General features: G+C 45.6%; 12 protein-coding genes. 10 read left to right on the forward strand and 2 right to left on the reverse strand.

The genetic code is table 11. From position 1 onward, the window contains the following. Positions 1-1,062: lysine--tRNA ligase (gene lysS / locus ACWVCM_RS10245; RefSeq protein WP_455201652.1), on the forward strand; the 1,062-nt coding region annotated here is incomplete at its 5' end. 307 nt (positions 1,063-1,369) lie between these two features. After that, complete coding sequence (locus ACWVCM_RS10250) at positions 1,370-2,155, forward strand: DUF7948 domain-containing protein (RefSeq protein ID WP_455201653.1); 786 nt, start codon at positions 1,370-1,372, stop codon at positions 2,153-2,155. A 47-nt stretch (positions 2,156-2,202) separates the two neighbouring features. On the opposite strand, the gene ygfZ is transcribed toward ACWVCM_RS10250, so the two are convergent. Continuing rightward, the gene (gene ygfZ / locus ACWVCM_RS10255; protein ID WP_455201654.1) at positions 2,203-3,267 is read right to left on the reverse strand and encodes a CAF17-like 4Fe-4S cluster assembly/insertion protein YgfZ; all 1,065 of its coding nucleotides are present in this window, start codon (positions 3,265-3,267) and stop codon (positions 2,203-2,205) included. A gap of 120 nt (positions 3,268-3,387) precedes the next feature. Between ygfZ and sdhC the strand changes: the two genes are divergently transcribed. Genes sdhC through ACWVCM_RS10285 form a run of 6 tightly spaced genes read left to right on the forward strand, consistent with a single transcriptional unit; the run spans position 3,388 to position 7,407 of the window. Beyond that, a complete protein-coding gene (gene sdhC, locus ACWVCM_RS10260; RefSeq protein ID WP_455201655.1) occupies positions 3,388-3,768 on the forward strand; it encodes a succinate dehydrogenase, cytochrome b556 subunit in 381 nt (126 codons plus the stop codon). Continuing rightward, the gene (gene sdhD / locus ACWVCM_RS10265) at positions 3,765-4,109 is read left to right on the forward strand and encodes a succinate dehydrogenase, hydrophobic membrane anchor protein (protein ID WP_455201656.1); all 345 of its coding nucleotides are present in this window, start codon (positions 3,765-3,767) and stop codon (positions 4,107-4,109) included. The genes sdhC and sdhD overlap by 4 nt, the downstream gene beginning before the upstream one ends. Beyond that, positions 4,110-5,876, forward strand: a complete 1,767-nt coding sequence (sdhA, locus tag ACWVCM_RS10270; protein ID WP_455201657.1) for a succinate dehydrogenase flavoprotein subunit — start codon at positions 4,110-4,112, stop codon at positions 5,874-5,876. It begins immediately after the preceding gene. Positions 5,877-5,931: 55 nt separating this feature from the next. Continuing rightward, entirely contained in the window at positions 5,932-6,630 is a 699-nt protein-coding gene (locus ACWVCM_RS10275; protein WP_455201658.1) for a succinate dehydrogenase iron-sulfur subunit, read from the forward strand. Between the two features lie 14 nt (positions 6,631-6,644). Continuing rightward, positions 6,645-6,941 carry an FAD assembly factor SdhE gene (locus ACWVCM_RS10280; RefSeq protein ID WP_455201659.1) on the forward strand — a complete coding sequence of 99 codons (297 nt, stop codon included), beginning with the start codon at positions 6,645-6,647 and terminating at the stop codon, positions 6,939-6,941. Next, positions 6,904-7,407, forward strand: coding sequence for a protein YgfX (locus ACWVCM_RS10285; protein WP_455201660.1), 504 nt, complete (start codon positions 6,904-6,906; stop codon positions 7,405-7,407). Before ACWVCM_RS10280 ends, ACWVCM_RS10285 begins: the two co-directional genes overlap by 38 nt. On the opposite strand, the gene nadB is transcribed toward ACWVCM_RS10285, so the two are convergent. Further along, entirely contained in the window at positions 7,337-8,989 is a 1,653-nt protein-coding gene (nadB, locus tag ACWVCM_RS10290) for an L-aspartate oxidase (RefSeq protein ID WP_455201661.1), read from the reverse strand. The two genes, ACWVCM_RS10285 and nadB, sit on opposite strands and share 71 nt — an antisense overlap. Positions 8,990-9,368: 379 nt before the next feature. Between nadB and rpoE the strand changes: the two genes are divergently transcribed. Both rpoE and ACWVCM_RS10300 read left to right on the forward strand, forming a co-directional pair. Further along, the gene (gene rpoE, locus ACWVCM_RS10295) at positions 9,369-9,944 is read left to right on the forward strand and encodes an RNA polymerase sigma factor RpoE (protein WP_455201662.1); all 576 of its coding nucleotides are present in this window, start codon (positions 9,369-9,371) and stop codon (positions 9,942-9,944) included. 27 nt (positions 9,945-9,971) lie between these two features. Then, positions 9,972-10,664 (forward strand): sigma-E factor negative regulatory protein, encoded by a 693-nt coding sequence (locus ACWVCM_RS10300; RefSeq protein ID WP_455201663.1) that lies wholly within the window; start codon positions 9,972-9,974, stop codon positions 10,662-10,664. Positions 10,665-10,778 lie beyond the last annotated feature (114 nt).

A 10,778-nucleotide genomic window follows, 5' to 3' on the forward strand; every position in this document is an offset into this window, starting at 1 on the left:
GAGAAATACCACGGCTTAACAGATCAGGAAACCAAATATCGCCAACGTTATGTTGACCTGATCATGAGTGATGTTACCCGTGAAACATTTCGTATTCGTTCTCAGGTGATCGACTATGTGCGACGTTGTTTGCTGGACCATGGCTATATGGAAGTGGAAACGCCTATGATGCACAGTATTCCAGGTGGCGCTACTGCTCGTCCTTTTAAGACCTATCATAACACCCTGGATATGGAGTTGTATTTACGAATAGCACCCGAGTTATATCTGAAGCGTCTGGTAGTCGGTGGTTTCGAGCGAGTGTTTGAAATCAACCGTAATTTTCGCAATGAAGGACTATCGACGCGACATAATCCTGAATTTACTATGGTGGAATTCTATCAGGCTTACGCTGATTATAATGACCTCATGGACTTAACCGAAGAAATGATGCGGGGCATGGCGCAGCATATTCATGGTTCAACTTCTATTGATTACCAGGGCGAAGCTTACGATTTCGGCAAGCCATTTTCTCGCATGTCAGTATTTGATTCCATATTACACTTCAATCCGGATATCAAAGCGGATCAACTTGGTGATGAAAAAGGAGCACGCCAGATTGCAGAGAATCTGGGTATCCCGCTCAAGGATAGTTATGGTCTGGGCAAAGTGCAGATAGAAATATTTGAAAAGACTGTTGAGCATCGATTGAAAGATCCAACATTCATTACAGCCTATCCCACTGAGGTATCACCACTGGCACGGCGTAGTGATGAAGATCCCTTTGTTACGGATCGCTTTGAATTTTTTGTGGGTGGAAGAGAGATTGCCAATGGTTTTTCCGAGTTAAATGACCCGGAAGATCAGGCTGAGCGGTTTCGCCAGCAAGTACAGGAAAAAGATGCTGGCGATCATGAAGCCATGCACTACGATGCCGACTATATTGTGGCGCTTGAGCACGGTTTGCCCCCAACAGCAGGAGAAGGTATCGGAATTGATCGGCTGGTAATGTTGTTTGCCGACATGCCTTCAATACGGGACGTTTTACTATTCCCACATATGCGTCCGACTACAAGCTCTTAGGCATTTTCTGATTGTATTTTTTGTTTAATCGCTAACTTGCTGATTGTCTGCGAGTTCGCCTAACGGTTCTTTTTATACGTCAATCTTATATCTTCAGAGTTAATTCTAATTACAGTAATCATTTGCCGGCATAGTGCTGGAAATTTTCAACGATTCTATTACTATTAAAACCAATGCGGGAGTACGCAGTTTAGCTGGTATGCGTAATTGCATTTTTATTGATGACGGGGGCAGGTAAATCTTTTGGGTATCGTCACCGAACAAAAATAATAATACTTTATATATCACTGTTGAAGGGAGCTGTAGCGTGGCAAGGATTAGCCGTATCGCTGGGTTGGTCGGTGGACGACATGTTGTGCTCGGTGTGGTCAGTACATTTACTGCATTATTTATCATCTCTTATTTTCTGTCATCTTTTAAGTATACCGAGGAGAACAAGGGCGTCTCCAGTGTCGCGGAATTTTTCGCTGAATTTCCCATGAACTTTCAGAGTAATGATGGCGCTTTTGCAGAAGATGTTAAATTCTTTTCCAAAGGTTATCAGTATGATTTGCTGTTTATGGAAAAAGAAGTGTTGCTTAACCTCTATAGTAATGAACAACCCGAGCAAGCCGTATCACAAAAAACTAAAACCAAGCTTTCACAGATAAGTCTGGAATTTATTGGTGCTGGAAATTCGCCAGTGATAAAGGGACTTGAACCGTTAACTTTTATAGATACAAAAAATAATATTAGACCAGCTGGGGCTTTACCCAGCTTTACTGAAGTTAAATATTCCAATGTGTTTCCAGGTATCGATGCTTATTTTCGTGGTAAGCAAAAGCAACTGTTTTATGAATTTGTTCTGGATGCAGATGCCGATACTGAATTGCTTGGAATGAGGGTGTATAGTTTTGATGGTGGTGCCGGTGATATTCATATAGATTCCCACGGCAATATTACTGTAATGTGTCGTGGTAAAAAAATGTTAATCCAGAAACCAGTGGTCTATCGTTTGGTGCAGCAGAAAAAGCAACTTGTTAATGGTTATTTTTATGTAACTAGCCAGAACGAGATTCGTTTTAAGGCAGTTGAGCTAAAGCATGCAATCTAATTTACAGAGGTACAACGCAAATTCCGTGGTCAGGAGCTAGTGTGTGCTTAGGTGTCATCTCTCTCCAAAGCTACCGAATAGGGTAATTCTTTAAAAGTAAGCCCTGGTCCATCAGCGCTATTAAGGTGGACGGGCTTGTTGTCCGCAACTGCTATTTGCAGCACCGCCTGTAGTTCAATACCGCCGTCTGGAGCAGGTTGAGATTGCACAACCCTGCCGATTGCCTGGTCTACCTTGCTGTCTTCAGCAAAAATCAGATCACCAGGTTGCGGGACCTGCTCAGTATCAACATGCGCCAGGTACATGCGTCTTTTAAGTTTCCCTAAAAAATGCATACGAGCAACGACTTCCTGTCCAGGATAACAACCCTTCTGAAAACTAATGCCATCAATACTGTGTAAGTTCAACATTTGCGGTACAAATTCTTCGGCGTTATTTGCATAGATCTGGGGAATACCTGCCTGTATATCCAGGAAAGACCATGCGTGATTACCACAGATTGTGGTTTGGGCTTTTAGCTGATCCCATGCTTCAGTAACGTGGTCGTAATTGCCAGCAACAATGTACCTTGGTTTTGCTCCGCCGATTTTACTGATGACAAGTTTTTCGTTCGTTACGCACTGGTCGTCCTGTTGCGGCAGGTCGGTTGCAAATTGTTGTAACAGCTGTGTTGCGTCGGCACCTGCCAGTCCAAAAGCAATCATTTGGTCAGTGGCATCCTGAATAGTGACCTTTGTCATCAATACAAACATTTTCAGACGTTTGAGTGTTGCTTCTATTTGTTCAACAGGTAACTGCAAAAAGTAACTGTCCTGGAATTGAAACACGCGAAACATAGCCAGCGCGCGTCCTTTCGCAGTGCAATATGCATTGAGTTGGCTGCGCTGTTCGGAAACTGCCTTAATATCGTTACTTAGCTGGTTCTGTAAGAAGCTCTGCGCTTCATCACCGGTTGCGGAGATAAAACCAAGATGAGTGAGGTCGCATAAAATCGTATCTGTTACGGTTGCCTGTCGTTCTGCGTTTTTGTTTCCAAAATGTGAAACGATATCGTTCTCGATTTGAGCATTCTGTTGTTTAAGAAAATTTAGCCATGGGCTGTCTGTTGTCATTGCGATTCCGCCAATTTATTTTTAAATACTGGTTTGTGATACGATGATTGCGTATTTTAACGATGCTTATACCGAATTGTATACTGGACCTTTGTAAATCATGTTATACACTTGATAATAATGGATAAAAAGAAAAATCGACCACGTTATTTAAACCTGATAAAAATCAGTATGCCTGTGGCTGCCGTGGTTTCGATTGGGCATCGAATCTCCGGATTCTTGCTGGTAATTGCAATCCCTTTTCTTATTTATGCATTCCAGTTGTCCGTTTCAAGTGCAGAAGAGTATGCGCAAGTTGTTGCGGCGATAGAGCACCCGCTCATGCTGGTTATTATTGCGCTACTGGTATGGTCTTTTTCTCACCATTTCTTTGCGGGTATCCGATTTTTACTGATTGATATAGATATCGGGGTTACTAAAGAAGCCGCGAGTGCTGGCGCCTGGGTGGTACATGCTCTTGCAATACTAACGGCACTTTCGATAGTAGGTGCACTGCTATGAGTGAACGTGTCGCTTCAGGTTTGCGTGCCTGGACGATCCAGCGCCTAACTGCAATTTACATGCTGGTTTTCGTTTTATATGCAAGTATAGCCTGGTTAACACGGCAAAATGCCGATTTCCAGTCGTGGCAGTCGTGGATCGCGCAGCCGGCAAATAATGTAGCGGTTGGATTGTTTATATTATCACTATTATTTCATGCCTGGGTTGGTGCGCGTGACATTATACTTGATTATGTTAAACCCTTTGCATTCAGAATGGTGAAGTTGACTTCGTTGGCCATGTTTTTAATTGCGATGGGACTTTGGGCGTTTAATATTCTGATTTTCGAGATGGTTTACTAAATGTCAGGTATACCGAAAAGGAAATTTGATTCTTTGGTGATTGGTGCGGGTGGTGGTGGCTTGCGTGCCGCATTACAGTTGTCACGCGCCGAGGCTAACGTGGCGGTGGTATCCAAGGTGTTTCCCACTCGTTCCCATACGGTTGCTGCACAGGGTGGTATGAATGCTGCGCTGGCCAATGTGCTACCGGATAACTGGCACTGGCATATGTACGATACTGTTAAAGGTAGCGATTACCTGGGCGATCAGGATGCAATCGAATACATGTGCCGGGCTGCCTCTCACTGTGTTGTTGAGCTGGAGCATTCAGGCGTGCCGTTCTCCCGTTTGGATAATGGCAAGATTTACCAACGTCCTTTTGGTGGCCAAAGTCAGAACTTTGGTGGTGACCAGGCGGCGCGTACCTGTGCCGCGGCAGATCGAACCGGACACGCGATTTTGCATGCCCTTTATCAACAGAATATTCGTGCCAAGACACATTTTTTTGATGAATTCTTTGCTATTGATTTATTGAAAGATGACGAAGGATATGTGCTGGGTGCCCTGGTGCTTGAAATCGAAACAGGCGAGCCACTGATAATCGAAGCCAAAACCACCTTGCTGGCTACGGGTGGAGTAGGTCAGCTGTTTCGAACTAATACCAACGCTCGAATTAATACCGGTGACGGTATGGCAATGGCGCTACGCTCAGGCGTCCCGATTCAGGATATGGAGTTTTTCCAGTTTCATCCCACCGGTATCGCGGGCAAAGGCATGTTGATTACGGAAGGTGTGCGTGGTGAGGGCGGTTATCTTATTAATAAAGATGGCGAACGATTTATGGAGCGATATGCGCCGCATGCAAAAGATTTGGCGAGCAGGGATGTCGTCAGCCGCGCAATTTCCATTGAAATAAGGGAAGGGCGGGGATGTGGTCCCAAAAGCGACCACGTGATGTTAAAGCTCGATCATCTGGGGTCGGAGGTTATCAAGAAACGGTTACCCGGAATACGAGATACGGCCATGACCTTTGCTCACGTTGACCCAATTGAACAACCTATTCCTGTTTTTCCCACCGCGCATTACACCATGGGAGGTATACCCACTAATCGCTTTGGCCAGGTGGTGGCACCTTTGGGACAAATTGCCGAGGAGCCAGTTCCCGGGTTATATGCAGCAGGAGAATGTGCCTGTGTTTCCGTGCATGGTGCAAACCGCCTGGGCGGCAATTCATTGCTGGATATTGTTGTGTTTGGTCGAGCTGCAGGAAACCATATTATTGACTACCTGCAGGAACATCATTACCACCGTCCTATGAGTAACGATAGCGTGGATATTGCCATGCAACGTTTAGCCCGTTGGGATCAGCAAGGTGAAGGTGAGTCTATTGACGCTTTACGTGATGAATTGCAGCGTGAAATGGAAAATCATTGTGGTGTGTTTCGTACAGCCGATGTACTTGCGGATGGTGTTGTTAAGATCAAGCAGATTGAACAACGATTGAAAGATGCGCGTATCAAAGATCATAGCCAGGTTTTTAATACTGCGCGTATAGAAGCCATGGAACTCGAAAACATGATAGACCTGGCGATAGCGACGATTGTTAGCGCGGAAGCCCGCGAAGAGAGCCGCGGGGCGCATTCCCGGGTAGATTTTCAGGATCGAGATGATGAGCGATGGATGAAGCATTCATTGTATTCCAAAGAAGGTTATAAACTGGATTACAAACCGGTGCGCACCAAACCGCTAAGTGTTGAGGCATTTCCACCAAAGAAAAGGGTATATTAACTGAGATTGATTTTTTAATGCGTATAAATGATTAAGTTCAGAAGGTAATCGCACCATGCAATTTTTAGTCTATCGGTATAATCCGGATAGCGATGAAAAACCATACATGCAGGAATATAACCTGTCAGAAATTGAGCCTGGCATGATGTTGCTGGATGCCTTATTACAAATCAAGTCAACACTGGATGATTCCTTAAGCTTTCGGCGTTCTTGTGGTGAAGGGGTTTGTGGTTCCGATGCGTTAAATATCAATGGCCGAAATGGATTGGCGTGTATTACGCCCTTAAATGAACTTAAAGAACCTGTTGAAGTTCGTCCCATGCCGGGTTTGCCTGTGGTTAGAGACCTGGTGGTGGACATGACGCAGTTCTACCAGCAGTACCGTGCGGTAAAACCTTATCTAACAGTCCATGACCCGGAACCGGAAGTCGAATACGAGCAAACCCCGGAACAGCGGGATCAACTGGATGGATTGTACGAATGCATACTCTGTGGTTGTTGTTCTACATCCTGTCCGTCCTTTTGGTGGAATCCGGACAAGTTTCGTGGCCCGGCGGCATTATTACAGGCTTGGCGCTTCCTGGCCGACAGTCGTGATCAGGCTACTTCCGAGCGGCTGGATGACCTGGAAGGTGCCTATAGTTTGTTTCGTTGCCATACCATCATGAATTGTGTGCAGGTATGCCCAAAAGGTTTGAATCCTACCAGGGCTATTGGCAATATACGTAAACTGATGTTGAAGAATCAGTTGTGAACGGAATTCCCTGAATGCAAAGTGGTGAGCTAACAGATTACGAATTACAGCAAAGTTTGCAGCAAAAGCAGCAAAGAAAGTCGCGCCTGTACTGGCAATGCCGACGTGGTATGCTGGAACTGGATTGCCTGTTGCAGGGATTTTTTAAGCAGCATGTTGATTCTCTTTCAGATCAACAGCTCGCGAGTTTTGAAGCCTTGTTAAAAAGTCCGGATGATTTGCTACTGGAATATTTGATGGGGCGAATGGTGCCCATGGATGCAGGAGTGGCAGATGTCGTCACAAAAATACGCCAGTCCGCTACGGTTTAAAATCGTTCCCTCCCGTTTGTTAATTGCCATCGTGACTGTGATGCACCTTGGTGCCATTGGCCTGTTGCTTCCGGCTTCGCTGCCTTTATGGACAATAGTTGTAAGTTGCCTGGCAATTACAGTGAGCTTGCTGGTTAGCTGGTCCCGAGCGGGATGGATTACCCGTCAATTGTCATTATCGTCAATCTGGCCCAATTTTGCCGAGGCTGTGTGGGATGAAGCGGACCATTGGCAGCTCATCGATGAGCATCAACAGATATATCCTGCGAAACTCATGCCTTCAACATACGTGTCTGCTCAATTAGTGGTAATTAATTTGCGCCTGGATAACATTCCCTGGTATTGCCGTTTTCGTGCAATTGTATTGCTGCCGGATAATATTGACAGCGAAAGTTTCAGGCGCTTGCGGATACGTCTTCGCTGGTATTCATCTCAGGTTCAAGATAGTTTGGTGGCGTCAAAATAGTATCCCGGGGTGGATTGTCCTGATCTGGCTCCGGGTAGTCCAGTGTGTAGTGCAAGCCGCGGCTTTCCTTGCGCGCCATCGCTGAACGAATAATGAGTTCAGCGACGTCAACCAGGTTGCGGAGTTCAATCAAGTCATTGGTGACCCGGAAGTTGCTGTAGTAGTCGAATATCTCGCGCGATAAAACATTAACCCGGCGCATCGCTCGCTCCAGGCGTTTATTGGTTCGTACGATGCCAACATAGTCCCACATAAAGCGTCGCAACTCATCCCAGTTATGAGCTACTACAATTTCTTCATCAGAATCGGTTACCCGACTTTCATCCCAATCAGGTAGCGCCGGAAAAGCCTCGTCTAATCGTGGCAGGCTATTCATATGTTTTGCGGCTGCAGCGCCAAATACCAGGCATTCCAGTAATGAGTTGCTCGCCATACGATTAGCGCCATGCATACCGGTCCATGCAGTTTCACCAATAGCATACAAACCATCGATATCTGTTTGTCCGTGTTGATTGGTAATAATGCCGCCGCAGGTATAGTGAGCGGCAGGTACCACGGGAATAGGTTCTTTCGTCATATCGTAGCCGAATTTCAGGCAACGGTTATAGATAGTTGGAAAATGCGATTTGATAAACTGTTCTGGCTTGAAACTGATATCTAGATACACACAATCAAGGCCGCGTTTTTTCATTTCATGGTCAATGGTACGAGCGACTATGTCGCGTGGCGCAAGCTCGGCACGTGGATCTACCTTTTTCATAAACCGAGTCCCATCCGGTAATAATAACTTTCCACCTTCGCCGCGAACGGCTTCAGAAATTAAATAGGATTTTGCATGAGGGTGAAAAAGGCAGGTGGGGTGGAACTGGATGAATTCCATATTCGCAATGCGACAGCCGGCGCGCCAGGCCATGGCGATGCCATCGCCCGTGGAGACATCGGGATTACTGGTATATAGATAAACTTTGCTGGCCCCGCCACTGGCTAATACGATTGATCTGGCCTGAAACGTTTCAGTACGCCCAGTTTCTTTGTTATGCACATAAGCACCAAGCACCCGCTGTGGAAGTTGCTGGAGTTTGGCGCTGGTAATAAGATCTATCGCAATGTGATTTTCGTATATATGAATATTAGAACGTTCTTTTATCCTGTCTATTAATGTTTTGGATAATGCATGGCCTGTCGCGTCTTTACAGTGAATGACTCGGCGATGACTGTGACCGCCCTCGCGTGTGAGGTGATAAGCAGAGTGTTGGTTGTTTTCTTCAACATGCGTGAAAGGGACACCCAGTTCAATCAAGCGGTCGATTTGTTCCTTGCTGTGTTCAGCGACATACCTAACGATGGATTCTTTGCATAAACCAGCACCAGCGTTCATGGTATCCGCAACATGAGAATCCACTGAATCGCTGGGATCGAGCACCGCTGATATGCCTCCCTGCGCGTACCAGGTGCTACCTGCGTGCAGGTTGCCTTTTGAAATTAGCGCAATCTGTAATTTTGGATCCAGTTGCAATGCCAGCGTCAGACCGGCGGCTCCCGCTCCCAGAATTACAACGTCATATCTATGTGTAGGTGTCACGATGCTTGAGTTAACTGATTGTTTGTTATAATGTATTTGACCAGAAACTTATCATTTATTTGTCATTTTAACGCTGATTGAGCGCAATTAGGAACAATTCTTGGGAAAAAGTGTCCATGTTGTCGAAATAATGGCGCTTGACCCCATAGTATGTACAATACGTGTAACCGTCGGAACCGAAGTCCGCGGCTGCATTGATAAAAACGTTGACTGAGATAGTTCTCAAGCATTTGGCTCAATATGAATGGTTTAGAGTTAGAGACGAGATGAGATCCCGGCAAGAATATACCTGCTCTGGGCCGAACTATCTTATGATCAAATTGTCTAGGAAATTAAGGCACAAGCAGTCTGCCTTGCTACAGAAGGGGTTTTGGCCCACATGGCCGAAAGAAACGTGGATCAGGCGCTCGTCGAGCGAGTACAACGAGGGGATAAATCAGCATTTGATGTTCTTGTGCGCAAATATCAGCATAAGGTTGTCAAGTTAGTATCTCGTTATGTCAAAGATCAGCATGAACAATACGATGTCGCTCAGGAAGCTTTTATAAAGGCTTACCGAGCGCTGCCGAAATTTAGAGGTGACAGCGCGTTTTATACCTGGATGTATAGAATCGCGATTAATACAGCAAAGAATTATCTGGTAGCTCAGGGTCGGAGGCTGCCAAATGTCGATATCGAAGCGCAGGACGCAGAACAATTCGAAGGAGATTCGGCATTGAAGGAATATGCGACGCCTGAAAGTATGCTCAGGCGTGACGAAATACAGGAAACTGTGTTTCGTACGATAGAAAATCTTCCGGAAGATTTGCGTACGGCAATTACGCTTAGGGAGATTGAAGGATTAAGTTATGAAGAAATTGCCGATGCCATGGATTGTCCGGTGGGTACCGTCAGGTCACGGATATTTCGAGCTCGGGAAGCTATTGATAAAACACTTCGACCACTTGTTGAATAATTTGACAGTACGCAGGGTGATGTAACAATGACAATAGAGCAAGAAAACGGCGAAAAGTTATCAACGTTGTTTGATGATGAGTTAAATCCGCAACATAGTGAGCAGTTTATTAGCAACCTATGTAAAGACGATGATATGAAAGCCTGCCTCGGGCGATATCAAATGATTAGTGACTCGATGCGGAACCAGCTCCCAGCGGGAATAAGAAAGGATTTTTCTCACAATGTTATGACCGCCATTGCTTCTGAACCTACCGTACTTGCACCCGTTGCCAACTCCTCAAAAATACCGAATTTGTCATCAATCGTTACCAAGAAAGTCGCCGGCTTTGCGATAGCAGCATCGGTTGCGACTATTGCAGTTATCGGAGTGCAGTCACAAAATAATGATGAGCCACAGCAAATGGCCACCACCATGCCTGACAAGAGTGAGTTTGTCCGGCTGGCAAAAGAAAAACCGGCTACTTCATCCGTAGTACAGCCGGTACTGGCTCAAAAACCATCGAGCGGTTATTCCACTGCCTCAACAATGGTTCGTCAACCGCAAGTATTGCAGTCGAATACATTAAATAGTTCTACAAACATTTTTAATCCACAACTGCAGCAATATATCGTGATTCATTCCCAAAGTACGTCGGGGGCAGGAGTGCATGATATTTTTTCTTCCGCGCGAATTGCGTCTTCATCTCATCAAATAAGTTCAGACCAGGTTCAACGGTGAGGTTAATAGCGCTTCTTACAGGTTTAGTCATTTTTTCTCACGCTGGAGCTGATCAGAATTCCGCTCCGGCACTGACCCACCTTAGTAAAATGGGCACGGCCCTGAAAACCCTCA

It is taken from the genome of Kaarinaea lacus (assembly GCF_975902315.1).